Genomic DNA, 25,739 nt, shown 5'->3' with positions numbered 1-25,739 from the left:
TTTTCTAAATAAATAGCTAGCTTTACATTTCTTTTAAAGGAGATCAGTGATGACCATCATAACCGTGAATCACACTGCCGCTGATATGAGTCAATGGACTGGACGCGCTGAGCCATTTGAAAGTGAGCGCGCCTGCTATTGGTATCAACTGGCACAGCCTTATGCGTATGATAGCGATATATCAAGTGCAGGACAGCGTATTGGGCTGGTCGGCTTCGCCTGTGATCAGGGCGTTAGACGTAATCAAGGGCGCGTGGGCGCAAGAGCCGCACCGCCACTGATTCGAAGTGCTTTTGCTAAGCTACCGGTTATCGCTGAGCTACAGAAAAACTTTGGTGGAAATTTAGCGACCTTATTAGGTGATGCCGGTGACATTCACTGTCAAGATAACGATGATTTTGCTGAGCAACTGCTTGAGCAAGCTCAGCAGCAATATGCTAGTGTTGTCAGTAACGTTATTCAACAAGGCAGTCTACCTATCGGTCTTGGCGGTGGTCATGCGATGGCTTATGGTAGTTTTTTGGGATTGTGGCAGGCACTTCAGCAAGCAAACGTCAACGACCATCCAGACTCTGCGCCTATTATTGGCATCATTAACTTTGACGCCCATCTTGATATTCGTCAGTCTGATGTGGCGACGTCTGGTACACCTTTTCGCCAAATTTCTGAGCATCTAACCGAGCATCAGCAGCCGTTTCATTACTGCTGTATTGGTGTCAGTCGCTTCTCTAATACCGCCGCGCTATTTGATCGTGCTGACGAACTAGGTGTGCTCGTTATCAGTGATGAAGATTGTACCAATAAGAAATGGAAAAAAATTGCTGCTCAAATAGTAAGTTTTATCGATAGCGTTGATATTATTTACTTAACGATTGATATGGATTGCTTGCCATCAAGCATCGTACCCGGTGTCAGTGCGCCAGCTGCCTACGGTATTGAGCTGAGCTTCGTTGAACGCGCGGTCAAACTTATTATGGCGTCCGGTAAAGTAAAAATAGCCGATATTGCTGAGATTAATCCGACCTATGATATTGATGCTCGCAGCTGTAAAGTTGCGGCGAGACTATTAGCCACAATTATTGAACAGTACTTATTAACATCGGAAAGCACTTATTAACCTTATAACTGGCATATAGGCTGGCTGTAATCATTTCAAAATAAAACAGATATGAATACGCGTAGCTGATAAAAACTTTCTTGCGTGCTGTTCGTCAGCGTGACAGAGGCTGCAAAAAATGCTATCAGCCACACTGCATCTGTTTTAAAGCGAACCGACTATTGGATATAAATAATTAACGCCTAGCAGGAGTATATTATGACTAACACTACAAACCAAACGACGACTGATACCACAATCATAACGTCTTTCGATCAAATTATTATCAACGCCAATCTTGCCACCTTTTCAGCGAATTATGGTTTTGATGTACATAGCAACAGTAAAGAAAACGGTAAATCAACATCGGAAAACTGCGCACCTTATGGTCAATTAGAGAATGCCGCTATCGGTATCAAAGATGGCAAAATTGCATGGATTGGGTCGAACGAACAGATGACGCCGCATCTTTCTCATTATCAAGCTACTCAAATCAAAGATGCTAACGGCAGCTGGATAACACCGGGCTTAATCGACTGCCATACGCATTTGGTCTATGCAGGTAATCGTAGCAATGAGTTTGAAGCGCGTCTGCACGGCGCCAGTTATCAAGATATTGCCGCGCAAGGCGGCGGTATTGTTGCGACGGTCAGTGCCACTCGCGATGCCAGTATTGAGGAAGTCTTTGCCCAGAGTGAAAAACGTCTTGTGGCACTGCTTAAAGAAGGCGTGACCAGTATCGAGATTAAATCTGGCTATGGCTTGGACTTAGACACTGAGCGCAAAATGCTGAGCGTCGCCCGCCAACTGGGCGATAAGTACGACATTCATGTTAGCACCTCTTATCTCGCTGCCCACGCCTTACCCCCCGAATATAAAGACTGCGCGGACGACTATATTGAGCAAGTCTGCGAATGGTTGCCTATTTTGCATAACGAAGGTCTAGTCGATGCGGTTGATGGATTTTGTGAAAATATTGCTTTTAGTACAGAGCAAATCAGACGTGTTTTTGATGTTGCACGCTCATTAGGCTTGCCTGTCAAGCTCCACTCTGAGCAGCTGTCTGATATCGGTGGCAGTGCCTTAGTGGCTGAATTTCAAGGACTATCTAGCGATCATTTAGAGCATTTGTCAGAGACAGACATTAAGAAAATGGCGGCCAGTAATACCGTTGCTGTGCTATTACCGGGCGCATTTTATACTTTGCGTGATACTAAGCTGCCACCGATAGCAGCACTACGTAAGCATCAGGTTGCTATTGCTATTTCAACCGACTGTAATCCCGGCACGTCACCGCTGACCTCGCTATTACTGGCGATGAATATGGGCTGTACGTTATTTTATTTAACACCTGAAGAAGTGCTAGCCGGTGCAACTGTTCATGCTGCACAAGCATTGGGCTTATCACATAAAGGTAAAATAGAAGTCGGTTGTGATGCCGATCTAGCACTGTGGGATATCACTCGCCCTGCGGATTTGTGCTATCAAATTGGTCTTAACCCGATTACTGGTATTATGCGTCAAGGTCAGTGGCGCTAAGCTTTATAACTTTAATTTTACAATAAACAAAAAAAGCCCCAACCATGACTGTCATGATTGGGGCTTTGCTATACAACGCCGATTATAATGTCGGTCTTTTATCTTAAGCGTACTATACTGATTAAGTGATCTTTTACATGATATAAAAAAACACGCCTACTATTTAAGTAGGCGCGTTATATATCTATCAATAATACCAGCTATTATTGTAATCAGGTGCTAGCATAAATAGCAATAATGAAAAGCTTAGTTCAGAATACCATAGGCAACTAGCGCATCAGCCACACGTTTAAAGCCTACCATATTAGCACCAGACATATAATCAATATAACCATCTTTAGTCTGGCAATATTCTTCTGAAGCTTCAGCAGCACTATCATGGATGTTTTTCATAATGATTTTAAGGCGCGAGTCAATTTGCTCATGCGTTTTGTATTGGCGTACTGAGTTTTGTGACATCTCAAGCGCAGAGACTGCAACGCCGCCCGCATTAGCTGCTTTGCCAGGCGCATAATGCACATGATGTAAGCGGATATAATCAATAGCGTCAGCAGTCAATGGCATATTAGCGCCTTCAACGACATACCTGATACCATTCTCAACCAATTGCTTGGCATCCTCTTCATCCACTTCATTTTGTGTGGCTGATGGAATAATGATATCGGCTTTGAATTGCCATGGTTTTTTACCAGCAAGCCATTCACCACCAAAAACATCAACATATTCTGCTAATGGTTTACTTTGCTCTTTTTGCTTTTTGAGCCAATCAATTTTTTCTTGATTCAGGCCTTTCTCGTCATACAAGGTACCTTTTGAATCAGAGACAGTCAGAACGATACCGTCTAGCATGCAGACTTTTTCAGCCGCATGTAGTGAAACATTACCAGCACCTGATACCAGTACCTTTTTACCTTTGATATCTTCATTTTGAGCAGCGAGCATGCTTTCCAAGAAATATACCGCGCCATAGCCAGTAGCCTCTGTACGCATTAAGCTACCACCAAAACCAACGCCTTTACCGGTGATAACACCTGTAGATTCGCGCGTTAGATTCTTATACATGGCATACATATAGCTGACTTCACGGCTACCCACACCGATATCACCGGCAGGTACGTCAATGTCTTTATTCACATAGTGATGTAATTCGCGCATAAAGGCGTAGCAAAAACGGCGAATTTCAGTTTCTGACTTTCCTTTAGGATCGAAGTCAGAGCCACCTTTACCACCACCGATTGGCAGACCAGTCAACGCGTTCTTAAATATTTGCTCAAAGCCTAAGAATTTTAGGACAGATTGGTTGACAGTAGGATGGAATCTAAGACCACCTTTATAAGGACCTAACGCATTACAAAACTGGACACGCCAGCCACGGTTGACTTCGATTTCCCCTTTATCGTTTTCCCAGTTGATACGGAAACAGATAACGCGATCAGGCTCTACTAAGCGCTCAAATACTTTTAAGGTTTCATATTCAGGATGAGCATCATAGAGAGGGGCAATAGTAAGCGCAACTTCTTTTACTGCCTGAATAAATTCAGGCTGATGGGCATAACGTGCTTCAACTTTTTCGATGGCTTGACTGATACTCATATAGTTTCCTTAGGGTAAAGATTGTAATCGTGCTGATTTACATCGACGTTTTATCGCATAACTGCAAACGATAGGATGGCAAACGCTGATATGGGATTGAAGTCGCCCCTATACGCCATTTGTGTTTAGTATAGAAACTGGTGGGATTAGAAGCCAACTGTTTGTGCCTCTAAATCTTAAACTCAGACGCACAAATAATTTTTATCTCATATCTATATATCATTTTTTTGGGGTATAAGTCTAGTAAATATCGCCATCATCAAAATTTATGAGCTACTTTTTTATCATTATAATCTATAGCAGACCTTAGATTGAAAACGCCATATTCAAAAAGCTCATATCTATCACTTAAGTATTTTTGCACTATTTTATGATTAAAAGCTTACTTTTATCTCATTGATTATACAAACTTATTTTCATGATATAAGCATCAAATAAAAATCTAAAGTAATGAGAAAATAATGAAAATCAACTTTTATTTACTCTTATAAATAAGTTAACGATGAAAGGTAATGAAATTAAGATAAAAGGTTAAAAATATTTAATATTTAGCCCTGCATTCGCTTCCTGCCATATCAATATTAATTGTAAGGGTTTATAATATTGCCCTTTAGTTAAAGACTATTTAAAACATTACTAACCGTTATTTTATTCATTTAATAACCCGTCATAGAGAATTCGATATGCGTACTGATTCATTCCAGCAAATCTTGGAAGACCTAAACAGCTCATCAGCCGATGTTGAAGCATCTGCCCTTATTTCTAACGATGGTCTTATGATTGCATCTGCGTTACCAGCAGGCGTCGATGAAGACCGCGTTGGCGCTATGTCAGCCGCTTTATTATCACTAGGTGACCGTGCAGGTCGAGAATTGGCTCGTGGTAGCATTGACCGCATCATGATCCAAGGTGAAAAAGGCTACGTGATTATGACTTCATCAGGTGATGAAGCGGTACTGACTATTATGGCAAAACCGAACGCCAAACTTGGTTTGATATTCTTAGATATTAAACGTGCGTCTGAAGCACTCGCAAAACTTATCTAATCGTTGATTTTAAAGTGCTAACGCTATGGTTTTATGCCATGCCTACAATATAAACACCTTCTGTGTATAATACTTTAAATGAAAACGGACGCACTGTCTTATAAAAATTATTTAAGGTATTGCACACTGTTTAGATTGAATGAATGGTTTAGAAAATAAGCCTGTAAAAAATAAGCTTACAATAGATCCTCTTATCAATAATTATGCATACAACAATAAATAAAGGAGATTACGATGGGTTCTCCACTCCCTGATGCAATTAAGCCTGATGTACCCGCTGAACAGCTCACTCTTAGTTATTATGATGGTACGTCGCGGACTATCTATGATACTGGTATTGAACGTCCTTACCCTGATGGCAAGCTAATTGTATCGCGTACTGATTTGGAAGGCGTTTTGACTCATGTTAACGACGCCTTTGTAGAGATTAGTGGTTATAGCGTTGATGAACTTATTGGTCAGCCACAATCTATTCTACGTCATCCTGATATGCCAAAAGCTGCCTATAAAGATTTATGGTCAACGGCTGAAGCGGGTCAAAAATGGCATGGCTACGTTAAAAACTTATGCAAAGATGGCAGCCATTATTGGGTTTACGCAACTGTCGTACCCAACGTTCGTCGCGGCGAAACCGTTGGCTATACGTCTGTACGCCGTAAGCCATCGCGCAGCAAAATTGATGCGGCTATCGCCCAGTATGCCCAAATGAAACAAGACGAGGAAGGTTAAGTCATGACGACACATAATATGTTAATCGCCCCTGATTTTTCGCCTGAGCGTTTTGCAGGCTGGCATATGTTTAATATCTTGATCCAAAAACGTGCCAATCTTAATATGCACCTGAATATGCCTGCCTCGCATGGTGAGCAAGAAGCGCTTATCAAGGCAGGCGACATGCAAGTCATTTATGCCAACCCTTTTGATGCAGCAACGCTCATCCGTGAGCAAGGCTATCGTGCGGTTGCGCGTCCTATTGGTAAATCTGATGAAATGGTTATTGCCGCTTCATCAAATAGCGATATCAATGCTCTAGAAGATTTGGCTCATGGCGCAACCATTGCTATGGCAGATAACCGTGATGTTAAGCTGATTGGTTTACGTTTGCTTGAGGCGGTAGATTTAGAAGAAACTGACTTGAGCTGGTCAGTGACCGAAACCTATCAAGCAGCAGCGCGCCAAGTGATCAAAGGCGATGCCCAAGCAGCATTTTTTTTGGCGGAGATTTTTCACAGCTTTTCACGCTTGACCAAAGCTCAATTAAGCGTATTAATCGAAAGTGATTTGGCGGATATTAGCCACGTATTGCTGATTAAAGAGGGCTTCCCTGATACAGACATTCTGATGAATGCCATTCTGAATTTGCATAACGATGATGATGGCAAAGAAGCACTGGCTGAACTTGGTATGCCTCAAGGTTTTGAAGCGATGGACGAAGAAGACGCTGAGTTTATGATCGACTTGATGGAAACTTTAATGGACTAGCAGGTTCACTGGCATCTGACTTAGGTCATAGCCTCTTGCGCTACCATATTGGCTATGACTGACAGGACACTATTATGTCTGATTTAGACCTTATCAAAGAAAGTGAAATGGCCGCACGTCGAGTATATCGTCTTTACTCGCGTAAGATATTTTTGGCACCAAACAATCGCCATTTTCACGAACAACGTATCAACGCAGCACTGTTATTAAACGAAAAAGAGCCACTGCAAGGTGCCATCGCCGATTTCTTTTATGGTTGTTGGTATGATATCCCTTACGATGTCACCAACATGTTTACGCGCTTGCAAGGCCGTCTATTGCCCCATATCGAACAAGGCTTCCGCGATTGTATCGACAAAAAAAGTTATATTCAAAAGAACAGTATGCTGGCGACTCGCTGGAGCGTACTGGTATCGCCTTCACTGAACGAACAGACACAGCGCTTACGTATCAGTAGTGATGATGCCAAAGAAATCGCTAAAGACATCACTAGCGAACTGATGCTAGCACGTGACAACCAAGACCTAGACACGATAGAACAAATCGAAAATGAGTTCTTTGCTCATTGTATTGCTCGTAACGACCGTCTGGCATTTTCCTTAGTTTGGTTTCGCTTAGGTAAAAGTGATTGGCAATTCAGTGATCGCTGGAATAACTGTCAACAAAAACTTGATCAAACCATCAAAGCCTAGATTTGCGCTTTTGTTAAAACCAATCATAAAACTTCATTTAAATGGTAGCTATTATGTCATCTTATTTAAACGCTGATAAAACGTATCTGACCTTGACTCCAGCCGGTATTTTTGAGGCATTTTCACAAAGTGAGCCGACTGCTGAACAGCTATCGTTACAAGACTTATTATCCTATAGCGAGACCTTGCTAGCGGCTGATTGGCTTGAGCGTTACTCTGATGAGTGGTTAGATAGCTTTTTAGAACACGGCTGGATCGAGAAGCTGTCGCTATTCTTACCCGCTCCCAATTTACCATTAGATCAGTTTTTACCTTATGTCGTATCGAGCTTGTCTGGTAAACGCCGCGCAGCGATTGGCTCTGATGAAGGGTTTTGTCTGGCGCGGATTGGCTATACCCAAGAAGAAGCTGATATGCTCAGTGTGGCTGCTGCTGATTTTTCGGGCTTTATGCTACGCCAAAAACAACGCGGTTGGGCCGTAGAAAGTCAGGCGATTTCATTCTTTCAACAAGTTGATTTACTGATTCCTGAAACCAGCTTTGTGTTTTTATGGATTGATGGTTCAGGCTACGTACTTATCATTGATGGCGAACCTTTGACCAATAATCGTGCTTTTGTTGAGCTGGTCTGGGCATTGAAAACTTCTGGGCTTAGGTTTGTGAATTAATATTCCTAAATTAATATTTCCGAACGAAGTTATTTGAATTGAATAAAGCTAAATTAAATAAAGCGAAAGAATCCAAGCGATTAAGTGCGCCTTATTATAAATAATAGGCGCATTTTTTATGGAATTAAAATATATAGTCGATCCACTATTAAATAAATACAGCGCTACTGGGATAAATTTTGCGCAGCCTCTGTCTGCGCAGGCACAGTAAGCAAGTAAAATTTACACCAGTAGCGTCTGATAATAGTTGTACTTTTTTATTTAGGACTGACTATATATTGATGAAGTTTAAGCTTTTATTAATAATGTATAAGCAAAAAAAAGACTCCATTTTACGGAGTCTTTTAATATTTTTTATTACTAATATCTATATATTACGAACCAAAAGCGGTTGTACACGTGAATACATGATGAGTGATATACCGTTAGAGATTAGCTCGACTGCCAATAGTACACCAAGCATATAAGTTGCTGACTGCGGATAGCCACTAAATATCATAACAGCTAAAGCAATTGAAATAAGTCCTGAAATTAATAAGGGTATAAAAGCCACTGTCTTGCGTAGCCCAAAAGCGACAACGACTCTGACAATACCCGTTGCCATAAACAAAATAGCAACCACCATCGTCAACGTTAATATGCCTTGCAAAGGATTTTGTAGTAGTTCAATGCCAAGCAATACACCCAGCACACCACCTATGGCAGCGAGCACTTTACCAGTAGTACTATGCGCACGAAAGAGTGCGATAAACTGTAAAATACCCACGAGAAGGAAGGTAAACCCTGCTAACTGTTCAGCCGCGAAGGTAGCGCTAAGAGGATTAAAAAACGCAAAGATACCGCCAAGAATACTGATAATGCCCACCACCAGCCACAATGTACGACTCATAAAACGACCTTAATTTACATTTAATAGAAAGAAAATTATATCGTAGAGTATTTTACATCTCGTATCATGGTAGTAGTATATTCAAGTAGTCCTGTTACGATAAGAGCTTAAGCATTGTATTGTACTGATAAGCCTGCTAACTGTTTATTTGGTTTTAAAAAAATCAATCCCTACTACTCCACTGCTGACGCGTAATTTTGTAGAGCACGTGCTCAGCCAGTGGATGGTTGGCATTAAGCGCAGGATGGTAAAAATTATCCTGCGTATCCGTCATGCCGATACGTTCCATAATAAGTTGCGAGCGCTGATTGATGACAGCAGTAAATGCAACTATCTTATCAAGTGCCAGCTCACTAAAGGCAAAATCCAAAGACGCACGGGCAGCTTCAGTAGCATAACCTTGTCCCCAAAAATCTTTGCGCAGTCGCCAAGCAATCTCGACACAAGGTGCAAAATGCAGATCAGCATGCGTCTGATTCAAGCCGACAAAACCGATAAAGGCATGAATCTGTTCTGAACAGTCTTTTAAACTGACTGCCCAAAATCCCCAACCGTTATCTTTAATCAGCTGCTGGCATTTATTCGCAATGACATCACTCATGGTAGCTGATAATAACTTGGGAAAATACTTCATCACTTCTGGATCAGCGTTCATCTCAGCAAATATCGCAAAATCGCTTGCTTGCCATTGTCTAAGATAAAGACGCTCTGTTTCTATATAGCCTGTCATTTAGTACTCTATAACACTCATTAAACTGCCCATTAATAGGATTTATCAAGCCAGCCCTGTTGTTGCGCATAAGCAAGCTGCTCAGGCGTATCAATATCATAATTGAGTTGATGATTGATAATTACCTGTATTTGATTGGGTGACAATCCTCGAATAAGATGACGCAGCCCCTTATCACCAACTAATTCTGACTGCCATTGTTTAAGTAGCTCATAATTAATCACCAAAGGCATACCGATAATATTTTTTTTAGACGATTCAGCAAGTGGTGTTTTATCTAGTGCCATTTTATCTCTTAGCAACTTATCTCTTGGCAACTTATCAGAGCGCTGCCAGTCATTATCACCACTATAGCTACTTGCCACCACAGCCTGCTTACCTGCTAGTAATGCGATTAAATGCTGTTTATCTAAGAGTACTTGGTCAATTCCTATGATTAATACTCGGTTTAAAAGACGATTATTAACGTCAGTTAACGCATCGATACCTAATCGCAAGCTCTGTGCCATACCCGTTTCAGCTGTTGGATTGATGACTGTATGAATCATTGGGTGCTGAGTGGCTAACGGTTCAATAGCATTAGCAATAAGCGGCTTTTCTTTAGGAATGACAAGGATGCTTTCTTGCGGATAGGTACTCAACGCCAATTTAAGCATATGACTGATTAAGGGTTCACCATCTTTGCAAAGTAGCTGCTTGGCTTTTCCAAGACGGCTACTTAACCCACTTGCCAAGATAATAATCGCATGATCTTGCTGCTGGGCATGGCTTTTCTGCTGTATGTTAGCGTCTACTAGCGTCGATTCATCGATGTTCATACGCAGCTCAACGTCTCAGCACCACTCATAGCTACTGTCTCTGAAAGCTTGGTATCTAAAAGCTTACCTCCTAAGAGATTAGTATCTAAGAACTTGGTATCTAAGAGCTTATTCTCTAAATATTCACTGTCTGAAACTTTAGTATCGGAAAGCTCTGCTGGTGGCGTTTGGCTGTGCATGACTGCATTTATTTCTGCCATGATACTAAGTGCCAACGCTTCAGGTCCGTCTCCCCCTAACTTATAACCAATCGGATAATGTAGTTTATGAATACCATTAATTAAGACATGAGGATTTTTTTTAACCGCACGAATCTCATTAATTAAGCGCTCGGTACGATAGCGTGGACCTAATTGACCAAGGTATTTATAATAGCTCGAATGCTCTAACAACACCACAAGTCGAGCACGATCTTGAGTGAGGCTATGTGACATCAAAGCGACTGCTGCATTGTCACTCAGTTTGAGCAGTTTTTCGTGATCATCTAATAATAACGGCATGACGATATCCGCTTGAGGAAAGCGCAATCGCGTGGCATATTGCGCGCGACTGTCAATGACGGTTACATGCCAATCTTGCAGCTTTGCCATGGTCACAAGCGGCGTCACATCGTTACCGGCACCGCAAATGAGCAAACGTATTTGCGGTTGCAAGCGTTGCAGCAGCCATTCTGTTGATAAATCACCATTTTTTAAGACAATATATTCGGCACTTTTATCAGAAACCTCATACTTTGATAATATTTCAATAGCGGCTTCAACTGTATTTTCAATCGGAGAAATAACTGTGTTTGACGCCTCAGATACAGCTGGATTAGAAGTACTATTACCATCAATAATCGTTATTTTTCCACTATCAATATAAGCATCTACATCAACTCGCATACCAATTTGTAAATGTTGCTTATCCTTGCTATCAAAGCGAATTAAAGTCGCTATCGTTGCAGGTTGTTGGGTACGACGAACGTGACTAATAATATCTAACATGGGCAACGCGGTTGATAAGCGCTCAAACAACACATGTACGCGTCCGTTACAGCCCAAACCAAAATTCAGCTCATTGTCTAAATAGCTATTACCACTAAGTTCCTGATCTTCAAATGCCTTGCCTTCAAATTCATGCTCTTTAAGTTCATGCTCTTCAATTTTATAGTCTTCATCCGACTGTTCATCACCCGTCTGGTAAACCTGCACATTAGCACCGTTGCGCGTCAACCAAAAGGCGCGTTTAATGATATGTGGTTCAAGGCAGCCACCGCTAATCATACCAACGGAGCGTCCATCTGCACAGATAAGCATCATAGCTCCCGCACGCCGATATGCCGATCCCTCAGTACGTACTACCGTTGCCAGCACCGCATCAATATTTTGCTGCTGCGTCTCGCCTGCCAGCTTAAGAATATCAGCGACCTGATTCATAAACCCTCTTATATGCCATATATTTTTATAGCCATTATGACCCGTTTATAAAAACCCGCTAGCTATCATCACCATTATTACGGTCAGCGGGTTTCTTTTATCAATACATTTAGCCAAAAATTCTACTCTGGCAGCTCATATAACAGCTTATCAAGTGTAATGGGGAAGTCATAAACTCGGACGCCTACTGCATTATAGATAGCATTGGCAATAGCAGCGGCAGCACCTGATATAGCGGTCTCGCCAATCCCTTTGATATGCATTGGGTTGGTATAAGGGTCGTCTTCTTCGACTAGTATCACCTTTAACTGGGGTATATCGGCATTGACCGGAATATGATACTCAGCAAGGTCATGATTACATAAGCGACCGTCACGCTTATCATGGATGACTTCCTCCATCAACGCTGAACCAATCCCAAACACCATACCGCCGTAGCACTGTGAGGTGGCCGTTTTATGATTAAGAATACGCCCTGCCGCAAATGCGCCCGTCATTCGTTTGACTCGAATCTCACCGGTGACTCTATGCACTGCCACTTCAGCGAAGTTAGCCCCAAAAGACGCTTGGCGATGGCTTGTAGCATTTTTACCCGGTTTGATTTGTCCTTTGGCGCTAATTTTTTGTTCATCATATGTAGCAATGATATCGGCCAAGGCATAAGACTGAAAGTGACTAAAATCGTATTTTCCCTCGCCAGCTTTTGGCAAGGATAAATCTGTTTTTTCGGTCACTGTATTTTTTAAACCTTCTAATTTATCTTTGACGGTTTCAATAGCAGCTTCTGTCACGCTAGGATTGTGCTCGCCTGCTTGCTTGACTTGACCGTTATCAAGCTGGATCGTATCAGGATAAAGACCAACTTTGTCTGCCAGCATTTCACGCAGTTGCTCACAGGCGAGATAAACCCCACTACCAGCACTTGCGGCGCCCATGCTACCACCTGAACCAACTGCAGGTGGAAAATCACTATCGCCCAATTTCATCTCGATATGATCTATCGGTAAGCCCAGTAAATCAGCCGCCACCTGAGAAAATACCGTATAAGAGCCGGTACCGATATCAGTCATATCCGTTTCGATAATAGCTTTGATGCCAAGCTCTTTTGAGTCATCTACTTGCAGGGTTGCCCGTGCTTCTGAAGGTTTTAATTGGTTACCACGAGCGGATGCCGCCATACCCGTGCCAATCCACCAATCGCCTTCCAATTGACTAGCAGGTTTGGCATTGCGCTTATCCCAACCAAACTGCTCAGCCCCTTGTTCCATACAAGCAATAAGCTGGCGCGTCGAAAATGGAATATCTTGGCTCGGGTCTTGCTCAGGTTCATTGCGGCGGCGCAGCTCAATGGGGTCGATATTCAACTGAGAGGCCAACTCATCCATCGCACATTCAACGGCAATCATGCCTACTGCTTCACCGGGGGCACGCATTGAGCCTGATAGTACTTGATTCATATCTACTTTTTTATAATTTACGCGACGGTTTTCACCGCGATATAAATATTTAGTAGACAAAGCCGTCGGTTCAAAAAATGCCTCGCCCGGTAAATTGCTCGTCACGGTATCGTGAATCAGGGTATTGATAATGCCGTCTTTATCACAGCCAATCGCAATACGCTGACGGGTATTTGAGCGTCTTACTGTTGCCTCCATGACTTGCGGACGAGTCATACAGATCAATACAGGGCGACCTAACTCTTTGGCAGAAATGGCCGCTGCTATTGATTCAGGAGCAATGCCCAGCTTACTACCAAAGCCGCCACCGACATAATGTGAGATCAATTGCACTTGATCTTTCTTTAAGTCCAACGCATCCATGACTTGCTGCTTGCAAGAAGCAATCATTTGGTTTGATGTATACATGATGAGCTTATCGTCTTCCCAATACGCCAAAGTCGCATGCGGCTCCATAGGAGAATTACTCTGGCTTGGCGTATGATAAAAGCGATCAAGAGTCACGGCGGAATCAGCAAGACCTTGCTCTGGGTCACCATTTATCGCATTTTTATCTGAGCCTTTTTTCTCATCAACATCATGGGCATTAGCAAGCTCTTTGGTAAAATTCAAAGCTGCTTGTTCAGTCTCATCTTTATAACTGACTTTAAGCGCGTTTGCACCTTCGGTCGCTGCTTCAAAAGTTTCCGCTATCACCACGGCAATCGGCTGACCATGATAAAAAATCTCACTAACGCCCTGTGTTGGAGCTTTGGTTTCGCCGCCTTGCTGTGAGTTGCGTAAAAAATGTTGCCGGTCAGTCACAACCTTAATGATGCCCGGAATATCGTCTAATGCGCTACTATCGATATTCTCAATCTGACCTTTGGCAATCTTGGCACTGACCAATACACCATAAACTTGATTTTCTCGATAAATTTCTGCCGAATAAGGCGCTTGACCACTTACCTTCAATGAGCCGTCGACACGGTTAATTGGTTTGCCTACCAAATTGCTCGCTATTTTGCTAAATAAGGTTTCGACAGGCTCATTCATCATCATTTTTTTGGTGGGTTCTGATGGAAGTATTGAGTCTAATAATGACATGATTATGCTCCCTCGCCCGCTAATGCGCGCTGAATAACTTGTTTTAATAAACGACGCGTTAGTGGTATTTTGAAGTCGTTTTGACCTTGACCTTTGGCTTCTTTGAGTAATAAATCTGCCGCCTGCCCAATACTGTCGTCATCACCCTTGGTATCCGTTAACAGCGCTTCAACTGCTTCATTGCGCCACGGCTGGGTACCAATACCACCAAATGCCAAACGTACGGTCACTAGATTGCCTTTATCATCAACGTCTATCACCGCGGCGCACGATACCAAAGCAAAGGCATAAGAGGCGCGATCACGAACTTTGTCATAAGTGTGTATGCCTTTAAGAGGTGCAGGCAACAAAACATGAGTAATAAGCTCACCAGACTCTAAGACGTTTTCGATATGCGGGGTGTCTTTCGGTAGGCAATAAAAATCTTTGATCGCAATGTTGCGTGTACTGCCATCCGCCTTAACGGTCTCAATCGTGGCATCGAGCAAACGCATGGCGACAGCCATATCGGAGGGGTGCTGGGCAATACAAGCATCACTCGTCCCTAAAATAGCCAACGTACGATTTTCGCCATTGATAGCCGGACAGCCAGTGCCAGGGTCACGCTTGTTACACGGGCTATCAGTCTGATAAAAATAATAACAACGCGTACGCTGTAAAAAATTACCACCTGTCGTGGCTTTATTACGCAACTGTCCAGTCGCTCCAGCGAGAATCGCCCGTGATAACACTGGATAATTGGCAATGACTTCAGGATGTGCTGCCAAGTCGCTATTGGTCACCAGTGTACCAATACGTAGACCGCCATCAGCCGTGGTTTCTACCTGCTCTAAAGCTAAGCGAGTCACATCGATCAACTTGATAGGCGTTTCTATCTCTAGCTTCATTAAATCTAATAAATTGGTGCCGCCTGCGATAAACGAGGCGTCTTTTGCGCTAGCAGCATTGGCGGCTTGCTCTGCGGTGTCAGCACGGCTATATTCAAAGCGTTTCATAAATGACCTCCAGCTACCGTTGCTGTACTTTGATTATTCTGTGATGGCTTACCTAGCTGGGCTTCACTGGGCGGCGGCGACCAAATACCGGTTACCTCTGAGCTTTTTGTTGCTGTATTTTTAGAAGCGTTAGCTGTTATTTTACCTTTCATTTCATTCTCTAAAACTTGCGAGATAGCGTTAATAATATTGGGGTAAGCAGAGCAACGACAAATATTACCACTCATACGCTCAGAGATTTCTTGTGCGAGTAGCCCATCAGGGTTTTGCAAGTCGGTGGTCACATAGCTTGGCCAATTTTGTTTCACCTCCTCTATCAATGCGGTCGCTGAACATATCTGCCCAGGCGTACAGTAGCCGCACTGAAACGCATCGTGATCTTTAAAAGCTTGTTGTAATTCTGACAGCGATTCCGGTAAGCCAATCCCTTCGATTGTCGTAATCTCATCACCGTCATGCATGACCGCCAGTGTCAGACAAGCATTAACCCGTCGCCCATTAATGAGCATGGTGCAGGCACCACATTGACCGTGATCACAGCCTTTTTTTGGTCCCGTAATTTGCAGATGCTGACGACATAGGTCGAGCAATGTCGTGCGTGGGTCAAGATCATCGAATTGATAATCTTGCTTATTAATCGTTAACGTCAAAGTAGACATGCTGGCTTCTCGCTGGCAGACAAACATAAAAAGGATAAGATAAACGCGCTTAAAAATAGCGCGAATTGATTTATTATGGCTTATCAAAAACATCGCTTTGTTTTTACTTTGTAGTTATTGCATTGTATTTTTTTAATCAGACGCAAGTTTGTAACACTTTAGTTTTAGCCTTATTGATGATTAGAGTTGAAAATTTTTATTGGTAACTTAGAGCACATTGTAATCGCTCTACCTTTCTCTTAGTATTGATTGACTTAGCATTTTTTGACTTAGCCTTTTTTGACTTGAGTCTTATTGCATAAGTATGGATTGATAAAGTCTAAGACAAGAGACGTCAAAATTTAAACAGACAAAATTTAAATAGATAAACTATAAATAATAAATGAGGTAGAAAAATATGAATCAGTTAAAAAAACCACTACGCATCGATATCGTATCAGACGTCGTCTGCCCTTGGTGTGTCGTCGGCTATCGCCAACTGGCAGCCGCACTAGAGCAGACCAATACTGCCCATGAGATACACTGGCATCCGTTTGAGCTAAACCCTAACATGCCAAGCGAGGGGCAAAACATGCGTGAACATATCACAGAAAAATATGGCTCAAGTAAAGCAGAGTCCGACGCCAGTCGCGCCCAAATAACAAAGGTAGGTTCTGATGTCGGCTTTAAGTTTAATTTTACTGATGAGCTGCGTATGCATAATACCTTTAATCTGCATCAGCTTTTGCATTGGGCTGAGCAGCAAGGACGGATGCATGAGTTAGAGCAGGCGCTATTTACCGCGCACTTTACCGATAATAGAAACCTCTCTGATATCGAGGTACTTGCGGATATCGCCGCCGAGACTGGCTTGAGTCGCGAGGAAGCACTGGCAGTTTCAGAAGACCAACGCTTTGCTAATGACGTACGTGAGGTAGAGCAGCATTGGCAACGGCAAGGTATTCAAAGCGTCCCTGCAATCATTTTTAATGAGCAGCACTTGGTTAGCGGCGCGCAAGGCGTCGACAATTATGTCAATATTTTAGAGCAATTAACTAATATGCAAGATTAAATCAATATTTTTAGTAGGACTATTTATATGAATAAAGAGAAACTGATGACATTGTCAGATGAGGCGGAAGTTCTTGTTTTAGACGAATTGAGAACTTATATGAGCGATGAATTCGATGTCGATATCGGTAATCTACCCGCTAAGTTTTTATTGGATTTCATTATTGAAAAGATAGGCCCGCATTTATACAATCAAATGATTGATGATAATGAACCTTGGTTATACGATAGGTTTACGGCTATCTTAGAAGATATGCATAGCTTTAAAAAAGACTGACAGCTCATTGAAGGTTAATTATTCTCCAAACGAGAACACATGATTCAAAACCAACCGTTAAAACATATTTAGCAAAAAAATGCTGCACCTATTATTAGATGCAGCATTTTTTATTTAAACAGTAAAAACTCAATCATGCGTGCTTATACATCAAAATGAATAACCGTACGGATACTCTCGCCTTTATGCATCAAGTCAAAGGCTTCGTTTATGTCTTCTAGCGGCATGGTATGAGTAATAAAGTCTTGTAGTGGAATCTCACCAGCTAAATAACGCTCTACATAACCTGGCAATTCTGAACGACCTTTGACGCCGCCAAATGCTGAACCGCGCCAGACACGACCAGTTACTAGCTGGAATGGACGGGTTGAGATTTCTTTGCCCGCACCAGCGACACCAATAATAACCGACTCGCCCCAACCTTTATGACAGCACTCAAGCGCTGAGCGCATGATATCGACGTTACCGATACATTCAAACGAATAATCTACACCGCCATCGGTCATCTCAACGATGACGTCTTGGATTGGCTTATCATAATCTTTTGGATTGATGCAATCGGTTGCGCCAAGCTTTTTGGCCAGCTCAAACTTACTTTCATTGATATCAATAGCAATGATACGACTGGCTTTTGCCATCGCTGCACCGATGACTGCTGATAGTCCAATGCCGCCTAGACCAAAGATAGCGACGGTAGCGCCCTCTTCGACTTTTGCCGTATTCATGACCGCGCCCATACCAGTGGTCACGCCACAACCCAATAAGCAAACTTCTTCTAGCGGTGCTGCTTTATTCACTTTCGCTAAAGAAATCTCAGGTAAAACCGTATATTCAGAGAAGGTTGAGCAGCCCATATAATGATAAATTGGCTCACCATCTTTATAAAAACGGGTGGTGCCATCTGGCATTAGACCTTTACCTTGGGTCTCGCGTACCGCTGAGCATAGATTAGTTTTGCCTGAGGTACACATTTTACAGACGCCACATTCTGCCGTATACAACGGAATAACGTGATCGCCAACTTGGACACTGGTAACACCTTCGCCGATTTGCTCAACGATACCGCCGCCTTCATGACCTAAGATCGCTGGGAACACCCCTTCTGGATCTTCACCAGATAGTGTAAATGCGTCGGTATGACAGACACCACTGGCAATAATCTTTACCAATACTTCGCCTTTACGTGGCAGCATGACATCCACTTCTTCGATAGATAGTGGCTGGTTTGGGCCCCAAGCAATAGCGGCTTTAGATTTAATAAATTTATCTGACATCGTTGTCTCTCTTTTTAATTAGTTGTCATGTACTAGTTTTTATATACAGCCTGTTATAGTCAACACAAAATCTAGATTCATTCAGCTTATCTTGCTTATCGAATGTAGGCAAGCTTGATTGATGTCGTACTACCGTCTATTTGCATTGATATTTACTATTATAGTTTTTTCTATAGCGATAACAATATGCTATATTTGCAAATATCTTTTACACACTGGTAATAATCATGCGCTGGGATGGCATTAGCGAGTTCGTTTACGTGGCAGAATACGAAAGCTTTACGCGCGCTGCAAAAGAATTGGGTATCTCGACGGCGCAGGTCAGTCGGCAGATAAGTGCATTAGAGAAGCGGTTGAATATTAAATTACTATATCGTACGACGCGCAAGGCAGAGTTAAGCTAACCGCGCCTGTCACTTATGGTGAGCAACAATTATTGCCGCTGATCAATGATTTTATGCTGCAGTATAGTGATATTGAAGTGACAGCTTTTTTGAGTAATCAAAAAATGGATTTGATCGAAGGCAGTTATGATTTAGCGATTCGTATTGGTAAATTAAACGACTCAACGATGATGGCAAAAAAGCTCAGTCATCGCACCAACTTTGTCTGTGCAGCGCCCGCTTATCTCGATAAATACGGTGTCCCACAAACCTTAAACGAGCTTAATCAACATAACTGTTTGCTTGGCACTCGCGACTATTGGTATTTTAAAAACGGAGATAAAGAACAAAATATTCGAGTAATGGGTACAGTGAAATATAACAGCGGTTATAGCTTAGTCGATGCCGCCTTAAAAGGTTTGGGTATCGTCCAATTGCCTGACTATTATGTAAAAAAATACTTGCAGTCAGGTGAATTGGTCAGCTTACTGGACAATTATAGAGAGCCTGAAGAAGCTATTTGGGCAATATATCCGCACAACCGCCATTTATCACCAAAAATTCGGCTATTAGTAGATTACCTAGCAGAGTACTTGGCTTAAAACTTTTTTAAGGCGTCAATGTAGGATCAAAAAACCCTTATTCAGCAAACTTAGACAGTGCTATTTGGTCATGTAATTCTACTTTAAGCTTCTTTGCACATTCGATGATTTTCTGCCGGTTAGCAGGGATGGCGCCATATTTAATTGCTGTTTCTCGCATTTGTACCGTGACATCATAATGTGGATAGCTGGCATTACGATGGAATAAACGCTTATCAATTTCAATAAATGCCGCAAACTCATGTAACTCTTGCAAAGTATCCGCTAGCATATGGCACCACTTATAGCCTTTAAATTCTATCTGCATAAAATCTACATATATCGCCATATAGCAGCTCCTTTTATCCGTTCTATCAAACACTTCAAACCGTTTTTTTTACTCTAGTATATTTGCTATTAGCCAATCCATTTAGTATTGGTAAATGGGCATTGGTAGATAAGCCTTAGTAAATAAGCAATGCTGAATGAGAATTTACTATTAAATAAAACTCACATGCTTGCAGCAAAATTTTAACTACTTTTAGGAATAGGAAATACTTTGTCATAAATCCAGTTATAGATAAAAGCATATATCAGGTAAAAGGTCGCCATAGCAATGTCCATCTTAAACGCATCCCAAAGGCTAATATTTAAATACCAAGCAATGGCTGGTAGAAATAGCAATAACAATCCGCCTTCAAACAGCACCGCATGCAACACTCGTATTGAAACGGTCTTTTGCACTGTACCGCGTAATTTGAACATGGCACGATCAAATAAAACGTTATAAAAGTAATTCCAAATGGTGGCGACGATAGAGCCAATTAATGCCATGACTCCCATCAATTGCAGCTCAAAGCCAAATACCAGACTTGCCAGCGGTGCAAAAATCAGTAGACCGATGACTTCAAACCCTAAAGCATGACGAATTCGATCTTTTCTAGTACGCATGAAACTTCCTAATTGATGTATTTATTAGCTTACTATATTTATTGGCTCAATGTATCTATCAAATATACCTAGCAACTCTTCAGTAGATTTAAAATAAATCACGTATATTTATTTTGAGCTGCTTTAGCACTTTTTGGTACTCACTAGCACTGATATCAAGTGTGCTTAAGCGTCCATAGCGTAGCTGACGATAGTCGTGTTTAATTTGCATGATGGTTGCTTGAACAATCTTTGGATCACTACTGTCTGTTAATTGACTAACTGTAGTGGACTGAGTAATCGCCTCATTATCGCGACTGTCAATAGCGATCGCCAAACGCTCAAGCCATGCCAACTGCCCTTCGTTCTCATGTCGAGCCAATCGCTTATCGCGTTTGCCCATAAGTTTTGACAGCTGTACAAGCGGCAGGTCTGCTGGGTGCCAGCGTTTGCGGCGGCGTTGCCAAATGACAAAAACCAAAATAGCCATGACTGTAATCGCACTACTAGCCAGCCAAATGATTTGCTCCATCATCGAGCGGATATTAAACCATTTGAGTAACGAGTCTGCTTGTTTGTCTTGGTCATAGCCAACGACGTCTTTTTGCCAATAATAGCTAGCTTGGTCAGATAAACGTCGCAAGGTTTGCAGCATTTGATACTGCTGATAGCTAATTTGTGCACTAGCGCCATTGCCAAACATCGCAGCTCCTTGCGCTTGTGTCAGTGTATCCATACCTTGCTCGACACGCTCAGGGGCAACAAAAGCAGTCGGGTCGACCCGTACCCAGCCTTGACCCTCTAACCAAACCTCTGTCCAAGCGTGCGCATCCATTTGCCGTACTTCCCATACATTACCGCTACGACTCAGCTCGCCGCCTTGATAACCCGCCACTACTCGCGCAGGAATACCAGCTGCGCGTAGCATAAAGGTAAAGCTTGAAGAGTAATGCTCACAAAACCCTGCTTTAGTCTCAAATAAAAACTCGTCAATACGGTTATTGTTCAGCCGTGGCGGCGATAACGTATAGCGAAAGTCTGTTTGATTAATCCAGCGCTCGATAGCTGACATATAACGTACTGGGTCTGAACCTGATTGGGCAAAAAGTTGCTGAGCTAACGCTCGTGCTTGAGGATTGCCGTCTTTGGGCAATGCAAGATTCAGACGCCGTGACTCATCACTCAAAACGCTATCGATACTCATGGGCGCAAATTGCAAAACATCGTAGCGCAGCTGCTGGGTAACAGGCTGGTCTTTTAATAAAGTAAAGTCTGAGGTGATACTGACATCTTGCTGCTGGGAAAAAGGGTAATCAAGCCCAAATAGCCAGTTTTGCTGCGTAGGCTCTAGGATAATCTGATAACTATTCGGCGCGACTTTCACCTCATCAGGAACAGTCGCAAACGCATTTTCGATCCAAACAGGTGTTTGTAGTTCAGGTTGCCATTGGCGTTGCTGAGCGCTAGGACGCCATGTAATCCCATCAAAGTCGCTAAATACTAAGCCACGCCAATACAGTTGCTGCTGCGGCGGGCGTTTGTCTTTAAACTCTACCCGAAAAGCCAGCTCGGTCGACTGTCCCAAATTAGCAAAGTCACCGGGAGACATGCTGTCAGAGACGCCCGTGGTCGCTTGCTGACCGGATAATTGTACTGACCATAGCGGCGGTAGCCTTGGAAAAAACAAAAACAGCACCACCAACAATGGCAACGCGCCGATGCCCAACACCCCTAGGGTACGCAGACGGCCATCACCGTGAGTATTGCCATCGTCGTTTAGCGCAATAAACGCCAATAAAACAATGACTGCCCCTACTATTACCTGTAGCGTGGTAACGATACCTTGGTCCATCAAAAACAGCGCCGCCAGTACAAACAGTGATAAGTTGAGTACCACATAAGCATCACGGCGTTTATACAATTCCCACAGCTTACTACTAAGACACAGCACTAAAAATGCCACGCCCATATCGAGTCCAAACGCCGTATTATAAGTCAGCCACAGACCTACCAACCCTAATAAGAAGCCAAGCATTTGCATGCCTTGATAGACACGTTTTAAATGATGACCTTTTTTAAACTTCGCTTTAATACGTGGCAGCTGCGCAATAATACTGACAACCGCAAAACCTATTAGCCATAATGGCAAATGCGCGGCGTGAGGTAAAATAACGATAACTTGGGCGATTAATACCCAATAGTAGGCTGGCAGTGCCAATAGCTTACGATGCCATTTATTATCGGCAGTCATACCCGTATGAGCACTGACATTTTGACCCAATGCCAATCGCTCAAAGCTGGCGGTAGATGCTTCCATAGACGCTTGTATAGATAGCTTCTTAGAGAAGGCTTTAATTGGGCGTTGAGTGTCATTCATGGTGCTTTCGCCAATCTTAGCAAGCAAGCTTGGGCAAAGCCATCGCCTTCGCCCATCGCTGCAGCAGACGGCGCCTCATTAGGTAAGCGCATTTTAAATGGTACGCCCAGCTGACCCAGTGTCATCGCACCGTACGCCAGTTGCGCAAGTTTCTGCTCATGATGTACCGCTGGCATATCCGCATAATCTAAGGTTTGCTCATGACCGACAGGATCTGCAAAATGCTTGGTAAACATCCCCTGACCTCGCGCCACATGGCCCCAAGAAACTCGGGCTAGTGACTCCCCTTCGATATAAGTATCTAGCCGTTCAAAATCATCTTGACCTTGACGATACTGTCCGCCTATTGGCAAATCTTCCAAGCTTGCGGTTGAATACTGCGCTTCCCAGTCAAATACTTCAGGCTTAGGATAAACCCAAACAGTACGCGCAAAATAGACGTAAGACCATGCCCGCATAATACCTAAAGGATAAACCGTTTTTATCTTTAATCGCGGTAATTCAAGCTGACCGCGAGTATAGGTTTGAACAGGAAGCTGGATAACATGCTCGCCTTGTAATCGTGTCACTAACACTGAATGTTGACCAGCAGCGCTCGCTTTGATTTTTTTATCAGCTTTCTTATCCGTTTTTTGGTCAGCTTTTCGGTCAGTTTTTTGCTTAGCCTGCTCAAAGCTAAATAATAGTTGCCGCCTTGGTTGTCGGCTCTCACTACGTAGCTGCAAAGTGACCCAAACAGGAGCGCCCGCTTCTACCATTGTCACTTCCAGCAGCTGTACTTGTAGTCCTGAAATATGAGCAAAAGTCACATGAAAACTGATGAGCCAAACGCTAATTAAATAAAAGCACAAGCCCAGCACCAAGTTATTGCCGTAGTTGATACCAGCGATAAAGGTAATGACTAATAGCACCGCAAACAGCATACCCTCACGGCTAAAAAAGATATAAACGTTACGCAAATTGAGTTTGGCGCTGTCACTTTTGGGCGCGCGCGAAGCAAACCAACGACTAACGGCTGAGGTGATTGGGGCGGTAAAGGCTTGTGGTAACAGGCTCATAATTACCCTATCCTTACCATAAAATCGAAAATATCATTGGTATACAGCCACGTCAGCCAAGATACGTTGTGCGATAGTCTGGGTTGCTTGTCCACCAGTCACATGCGCGGGTACAAAGCGCTGACCAAGACGATGATCCGTAACCGCAGCAAACACCGCTTGGACATCTTCTGGGGTCATTTCCATGTGCCCCGATACATAAGCATAAGCCTGTGCGGCACGCTGTAGCGACAGTACACCACGCGGTGATAGACCATGATACTCGTGGCTTGCTCGTGTTTTTGCGACCAGTCTTTGCAGATAGTCTAAGACCACATCAGCGACATAAACGTGCTTGACGCCTTGCTGGGCTAATAAAACTGCCTCCGTATCAAGCACCGCATCCAATTCTTTTAATAGCTCACGGCGATCCTGACCTTTTAGCAGTTCGCGCTCTGCCGTAGGCGATGGATAACCAAGCGACAAACATAATAAGAATCTATCTAGCTGCGACTCAGGAAGTGGATATACACCTGCTTGCTGCAATGGATTTTGGGTCGCTATGACGAAAAACGGCTGCGGCAATGGGTAGGTTTGCCCATCTTGTGTCACCTGCCGCTCCTCCATTGCTTCGAGTAAAGCACTTTGCGTCTTTGGACTAGAACGATTAATCTCATCAGCAAGTACCAACTGAGTGAATATAGGACCGGGGCGAAACTCAAACTGTAGCTTGCTTTGGTCGTAGATACTCATACCTAAAATATCTGCAGGCAGCATATCATTGGTAAATTGTACCCTGCTGAAGCTCAGCCCTAATAGCTGCGCCAATCCTTGCGCTAAGGTGGTTTTACCCATACCCGGTAAATCTTGTAAGAGTAAGTGCCCGCCAGCTAAGATACCACTAAGCGCCAACTTAATCACCTGTGGTTTATCCAGTACAATTTGATTTAATTGTGCCATTAACTGAGCGATTTTTTGCTGATTATGGTGATAGTCGATAGCTGCATGGGTCATGATAAATTATTGGCTCATTTTTTATAGGGATAATAATTAGAAGTTACTTTTAGAAGTTACTTTGCATCATCTTCAACTAGCGGCGCTGCGGCACGAAGGGTAGACAAGTAAGCAATCACATCAGCCCGTTCTTTAGCATCAGGCATAGGATCTGCTAGCATCTTTGAATCTGGCATAGTTTTTTCAGCGTCCGCGATATAAGGATCAAGTGTTTCAGCATCCCATACCCAACCTGATGTTTTTAATCCTTCACTATAGGTATAGTCTTCTAGCTCGGCAGCTGGTGCACCATAAATATTCATCAACTGCGGGCCTTTTTTATTCAGACCTGGATTCAGCTGATGACATTGACTACAAGCGTTTTTATATATGAGAGCGCCGTTATCAGCATCACCTTCTGTATATAGTGGCAGCGTAACAGGCGCACGATAATCAGGCGGTGTACGCTCACAAGCAGCAAGCATTAAAACAGCGGCGAATATACCGCCCAATTGATATTTATTGACCATAGACATGTTGTTGTAATCTTTAATTGAGGAGGCGTTGGTTATGTATGAGTCCACATCAACCATAATGCAATGCAAAGATTGGTGGACATACAAAGCCGTACGTAGACAATAAACGAATTATTGCTCATGAGAATAAAAG

26 protein-coding genes are annotated in these 25,739 nt (G+C 42.9%); 11 read left to right on the top strand and 15 right to left on the bottom strand.

The features are described 5' to 3' along the window. The first annotated feature begins 49 nt into the window (after nt 1–49). Together hutG and hutI are read left to right on the top strand one after the other, a co-directional pair. On the top strand, nt 50–1,117 hold the full coding sequence (hutG, locus tag WAZ74_RS02040; protein ID WP_422305272.1) for a formimidoylglutamase: 1,068 nt from the start codon (nt 50–52) through the stop codon (nt 1,115–1,117). Between the two features lie 198 nt (nt 1,118–1,315). Next, nucleotides 1,316–2,635, top strand: coding sequence for an imidazolonepropionase (gene hutI / locus WAZ74_RS02035; protein ID WP_422305270.1), 1,320 nt, complete (start codon nt 1,316–1,318; stop codon nt 2,633–2,635). Between the two features lie 246 nt (nt 2,636–2,881). Here the strand turns inward: hutI and gdhA are convergent, their stop codons facing one another. Continuing rightward, entirely contained in the window at nt 2,882–4,228 is a 1,347-nt protein-coding gene (gene gdhA, locus WAZ74_RS02030) for an NADP-specific glutamate dehydrogenase (RefSeq protein ID WP_422305268.1), read from the bottom strand. Between the two features lie 683 nt (nt 4,229–4,911). Between gdhA and WAZ74_RS02025 the strand changes: the two genes are divergently transcribed. From WAZ74_RS02025 to WAZ74_RS02005, 5 genes are all read left to right on the top strand, one after another. Further along, nucleotides 4,912–5,274, top strand: coding sequence for a roadblock/LC7 domain-containing protein (locus WAZ74_RS02025; RefSeq protein ID WP_194197747.1), 363 nt, complete (start codon nt 4,912–4,914; stop codon nt 5,272–5,274). Nucleotides 5,275–5,508: 234 nt separating this feature from the next. Continuing rightward, nucleotides 5,509–6,003, top strand: a complete 495-nt coding sequence (locus WAZ74_RS02020) for a PAS domain-containing protein (RefSeq protein WP_422305264.1) — start codon at nt 5,509–5,511, stop codon at nt 6,001–6,003. A gap of 3 nt (nt 6,004–6,006) precedes the next feature. Continuing rightward, nucleotides 6,007–6,756, top strand: a complete 750-nt coding sequence (locus WAZ74_RS02015) for a PhnD/SsuA/transferrin family substrate-binding protein (protein WP_422305262.1) — start codon at nt 6,007–6,009, stop codon at nt 6,754–6,756. A 74-nt stretch (nt 6,757–6,830) separates the two neighbouring features. Then, nucleotides 6,831–7,448: a hypothetical protein gene (locus WAZ74_RS02010; RefSeq protein WP_422305260.1), complete on the top strand. Its 618-nt coding sequence runs from the start codon at nt 6,831–6,833 to the stop codon at nt 7,446–7,448. 53 nt (nt 7,449–7,501) lie between these two features. Continuing rightward, nucleotides 7,502–8,116 carry a hypothetical protein gene (locus WAZ74_RS02005; RefSeq protein WP_422305258.1) on the top strand — a complete coding sequence of 205 codons (615 nt, stop codon included), beginning with the start codon at nt 7,502–7,504 and terminating at the stop codon, nt 8,114–8,116. 367 nt (nt 8,117–8,483) lie between these two features. Here WAZ74_RS02005 and WAZ74_RS02000 read toward each other — a convergent pair whose 3' ends face one another. From WAZ74_RS02000 to WAZ74_RS01970, 7 genes are all read right to left on the bottom strand, one after another. Further along, nucleotides 8,484–9,005, bottom strand: coding sequence for an HdeD family acid-resistance protein (locus tag WAZ74_RS02000; RefSeq protein ID WP_422305256.1), 522 nt, complete (start codon nt 9,003–9,005; stop codon nt 8,484–8,486). Nucleotides 9,006–9,168: 163 nt separating this feature from the next. Further along, nucleotides 9,169–9,735: a GNAT family N-acetyltransferase gene (locus WAZ74_RS01995; protein ID WP_422305254.1), complete on the bottom strand. Its 567-nt coding sequence runs from the start codon at nt 9,733–9,735 to the stop codon at nt 9,169–9,171. A gap of 32 nt (nt 9,736–9,767) precedes the next feature. Next, nucleotides 9,768–10,553 (bottom strand): nucleotidyltransferase family protein, encoded by a 786-nt coding sequence (locus tag WAZ74_RS01990; RefSeq protein ID WP_422305252.1) that lies wholly within the window; start codon nt 10,551–10,553, stop codon nt 9,768–9,770. Next, entirely contained in the window at nt 10,550–11,971 is a 1,422-nt protein-coding gene (locus WAZ74_RS01985; RefSeq protein WP_422305250.1) for an XdhC family protein, read from the bottom strand. Before WAZ74_RS01985 ends, WAZ74_RS01990 begins: the two co-directional genes overlap by 4 nt. 122 nt (nt 11,972–12,093) lie before the next feature. Beyond that, nucleotides 12,094–14,514: a molybdopterin cofactor-binding domain-containing protein gene (locus tag WAZ74_RS01980; RefSeq protein ID WP_422305248.1), complete on the bottom strand. Its 2,421-nt coding sequence runs from the start codon at nt 14,512–14,514 to the stop codon at nt 12,094–12,096. Nucleotides 14,515–14,516: 2 nt separating this feature from the next. Then, the gene (locus WAZ74_RS01975; RefSeq protein WP_422305246.1) at nt 14,517–15,509 is read right to left on the bottom strand and encodes an FAD binding domain-containing protein; all 993 of its coding nucleotides are present in this window, start codon (nt 15,507–15,509) and stop codon (nt 14,517–14,519) included. Further along, the gene (locus WAZ74_RS01970; protein WP_422305243.1) at nt 15,506–16,168 is read right to left on the bottom strand and encodes a 2Fe-2S iron-sulfur cluster-binding protein; all 663 of its coding nucleotides are present in this window, start codon (nt 16,166–16,168) and stop codon (nt 15,506–15,508) included. Before WAZ74_RS01970 ends, WAZ74_RS01975 begins: the two co-directional genes overlap by 4 nt. Before the next feature lie 397 nt (nt 16,169–16,565). Between WAZ74_RS01970 and WAZ74_RS01965 the strand changes: the two genes are divergently transcribed. Both WAZ74_RS01965 and WAZ74_RS01960 read left to right on the top strand, forming a co-directional pair. After that, on the top strand, nt 16,566–17,219 hold the full coding sequence (locus WAZ74_RS01965; RefSeq protein ID WP_422305241.1) for a DsbA family oxidoreductase: 654 nt from the start codon (nt 16,566–16,568) through the stop codon (nt 17,217–17,219). Nucleotides 17,220–17,246: 27 nt separating this feature from the next. Next, nucleotides 17,247–17,495, top strand: coding sequence for a DUF2164 domain-containing protein (locus tag WAZ74_RS01960; RefSeq protein WP_422305239.1), 249 nt, complete (start codon nt 17,247–17,249; stop codon nt 17,493–17,495). Between the two features lie 143 nt (nt 17,496–17,638). Here WAZ74_RS01960 and WAZ74_RS01955 read toward each other — a convergent pair whose 3' ends face one another. Then, nucleotides 17,639–18,769, bottom strand: coding sequence for an S-(hydroxymethyl)glutathione dehydrogenase/class III alcohol dehydrogenase (locus WAZ74_RS01955; protein WP_422305237.1), 1,131 nt, complete (start codon nt 18,767–18,769; stop codon nt 17,639–17,641). A gap of 227 nt (nt 18,770–18,996) precedes the next feature. Here WAZ74_RS01955 and WAZ74_RS01950 point away from each other — a divergent pair, with 227 nt between their 5' ends. Both WAZ74_RS01950 and WAZ74_RS01945 read left to right on the top strand, forming a co-directional pair. Next, on the top strand, nt 18,997–19,173 hold the full coding sequence (locus WAZ74_RS01950; protein ID WP_422305235.1) for a helix-turn-helix domain-containing protein: 177 nt from the start codon (nt 18,997–18,999) through the stop codon (nt 19,171–19,173). A gap of 32 nt (nt 19,174–19,205) precedes the next feature. Further along, complete coding sequence (locus tag WAZ74_RS01945; RefSeq protein WP_422305233.1) at nt 19,206–19,754, top strand: LysR substrate-binding domain-containing protein; 549 nt, start codon at nt 19,206–19,208, stop codon at nt 19,752–19,754. A 37-nt stretch (nt 19,755–19,791) separates the two neighbouring features. On the opposite strand, the gene WAZ74_RS01940 is transcribed toward WAZ74_RS01945, so the two are convergent. The 6 genes from WAZ74_RS01940 to WAZ74_RS01915 form a co-directional block, all read right to left on the bottom strand. Next, on the bottom strand, nt 19,792–20,082 hold the full coding sequence (locus WAZ74_RS01940; RefSeq protein WP_422305231.1) for a DUF4031 domain-containing protein: 291 nt from the start codon (nt 20,080–20,082) through the stop codon (nt 19,792–19,794). A 182-nt stretch (nt 20,083–20,264) separates the two neighbouring features. Then, nucleotides 20,265–20,684, bottom strand: coding sequence for a PACE efflux transporter (locus WAZ74_RS01935; protein ID WP_422305229.1), 420 nt, complete (start codon nt 20,682–20,684; stop codon nt 20,265–20,267). Nucleotides 20,685–20,772: 88 nt separating this feature from the next. Further along, nucleotides 20,773–23,040: a transglutaminaseTgpA domain-containing protein gene (locus tag WAZ74_RS01930; protein WP_422305227.1), complete on the bottom strand. Its 2,268-nt coding sequence runs from the start codon at nt 23,038–23,040 to the stop codon at nt 20,773–20,775. Beyond that, nucleotides 23,037–24,098: a hypothetical protein gene (locus WAZ74_RS01925; RefSeq protein WP_422305225.1), complete on the bottom strand. Its 1,062-nt coding sequence runs from the start codon at nt 24,096–24,098 to the stop codon at nt 23,037–23,039. Before WAZ74_RS01925 ends, WAZ74_RS01930 begins: the two co-directional genes overlap by 4 nt. Nucleotides 24,099–24,131: 33 nt before the next feature. Further along, nucleotides 24,132–25,091: an AAA family ATPase gene (locus WAZ74_RS01920; RefSeq protein WP_422305223.1), complete on the bottom strand. Its 960-nt coding sequence runs from the start codon at nt 25,089–25,091 to the stop codon at nt 24,132–24,134. A gap of 56 nt (nt 25,092–25,147) precedes the next feature. Next, complete coding sequence (locus tag WAZ74_RS01915) at nt 25,148–25,606, bottom strand: c-type cytochrome (protein ID WP_422305221.1); 459 nt, start codon at nt 25,604–25,606, stop codon at nt 25,148–25,150. Nucleotides 25,607–25,739 lie beyond the last annotated feature (133 nt).

The sequence above is a fragment of the Psychrobacter sp. genome (assembly GCF_049295055.1).
Taxonomy (GTDB): domain Bacteria; phylum Pseudomonadota; class Gammaproteobacteria; order Pseudomonadales; family Moraxellaceae; genus Psychrobacter.
This window is presented reverse-complemented; position numbering and strand designations above follow the sequence as displayed.

Excerpts from the sequence above, each read along its gene's own strand:
- WAZ74_RS01965 (WP_422305241.1), top strand. The coding sequence starts at position 16,566 with ATGAATCAGTTAAAAAAACCACTACGCATCGATATCGTATCAGACGTC.
- WAZ74_RS01925 (WP_422305225.1), bottom strand. The coding sequence starts at position 24,098 with ATGAGCCTGTTACCACAAGCCTTTACCGCCCCAATCACCTCAGCCGTT.
- WAZ74_RS02000 (WP_422305256.1), bottom strand. The coding sequence starts at position 9,005 with ATGAGTCGTACATTGTGGCTGGTGGTGGGCATTATCAGTATTCTTGGC.
- WAZ74_RS02020 (WP_422305264.1), top strand. The coding sequence starts at position 5,509 with ATGGGTTCTCCACTCCCTGATGCAATTAAGCCTGATGTACCCGCTGAA.
- WAZ74_RS02025 (WP_194197747.1), top strand. The coding sequence starts at position 4,912 with ATGCGTACTGATTCATTCCAGCAAATCTTGGAAGACCTAAACAGCTCA.
- WAZ74_RS01990 (WP_422305252.1), bottom strand. The coding sequence starts at position 10,553 with ATGAACATCGATGAATCGACGCTAGTAGACGCTAACATACAGCAGAAA.
- WAZ74_RS01935 (WP_422305229.1), bottom strand. The coding sequence starts at position 20,684 with ATGCGTACTAGAAAAGATCGAATTCGTCATGCTTTAGGGTTTGAAGTC.
- WAZ74_RS01995 (WP_422305254.1), bottom strand. The coding sequence starts at position 9,735 with ATGACAGGCTATATAGAAACAGAGCGTCTTTATCTTAGACAATGGCAA.
- WAZ74_RS01950 (WP_422305235.1), top strand. The coding sequence starts at position 18,997 with ATGCGCTGGGATGGCATTAGCGAGTTCGTTTACGTGGCAGAATACGAA.
- hutI (WP_422305270.1), top strand. The coding sequence starts at position 1,316 with ATGACTAACACTACAAACCAAACGACGACTGATACCACAATCATAACG.
- WAZ74_RS01920 (WP_422305223.1), bottom strand. The coding sequence starts at position 25,091 with ATGACCCATGCAGCTATCGACTATCACCATAATCAGCAAAAAATCGCT.
- WAZ74_RS01960 (WP_422305239.1), top strand. The coding sequence starts at position 17,247 with ATGAATAAAGAGAAACTGATGACATTGTCAGATGAGGCGGAAGTTCTT.
- WAZ74_RS01975 (WP_422305246.1), bottom strand. The coding sequence starts at position 15,509 with ATGAAACGCTTTGAATATAGCCGTGCTGACACCGCAGAGCAAGCCGCC.
- WAZ74_RS01955 (WP_422305237.1), bottom strand. The coding sequence starts at position 18,769 with ATGTCAGATAAATTTATTAAATCTAAAGCCGCTATTGCTTGGGGCCCA.
- WAZ74_RS01930 (WP_422305227.1), bottom strand. The coding sequence starts at position 23,040 with ATGAATGACACTCAACGCCCAATTAAAGCCTTCTCTAAGAAGCTATCT.
- WAZ74_RS01940 (WP_422305231.1), bottom strand. The coding sequence starts at position 20,082 with ATGGCGATATATGTAGATTTTATGCAGATAGAATTTAAAGGCTATAAG.
- WAZ74_RS01985 (WP_422305250.1), bottom strand. The coding sequence starts at position 11,971 with ATGAATCAGGTCGCTGATATTCTTAAGCTGGCAGGCGAGACGCAGCAG.
- WAZ74_RS01980 (WP_422305248.1), bottom strand. The coding sequence starts at position 14,514 with ATGTCATTATTAGACTCAATACTTCCATCAGAACCCACCAAAAAAATG.
- WAZ74_RS02010 (WP_422305260.1), top strand. The coding sequence starts at position 6,831 with ATGTCTGATTTAGACCTTATCAAAGAAAGTGAAATGGCCGCACGTCGA.
- hutG (WP_422305272.1), top strand. The coding sequence starts at position 50 with ATGACCATCATAACCGTGAATCACACTGCCGCTGATATGAGTCAATGG.
- WAZ74_RS02005 (WP_422305258.1), top strand. The coding sequence starts at position 7,502 with ATGTCATCTTATTTAAACGCTGATAAAACGTATCTGACCTTGACTCCA.
- WAZ74_RS01915 (WP_422305221.1), bottom strand. The coding sequence starts at position 25,606 with ATGTCTATGGTCAATAAATATCAATTGGGCGGTATATTCGCCGCTGTT.
- gdhA (WP_422305268.1), bottom strand. The coding sequence starts at position 4,228 with ATGAGTATCAGTCAAGCCATCGAAAAAGTTGAAGCACGTTATGCCCAT.
- WAZ74_RS02015 (WP_422305262.1), top strand. The coding sequence starts at position 6,007 with ATGACGACACATAATATGTTAATCGCCCCTGATTTTTCGCCTGAGCGT.
- WAZ74_RS01970 (WP_422305243.1), bottom strand. The coding sequence starts at position 16,168 with ATGTCTACTTTGACGTTAACGATTAATAAGCAAGATTATCAATTCGAT.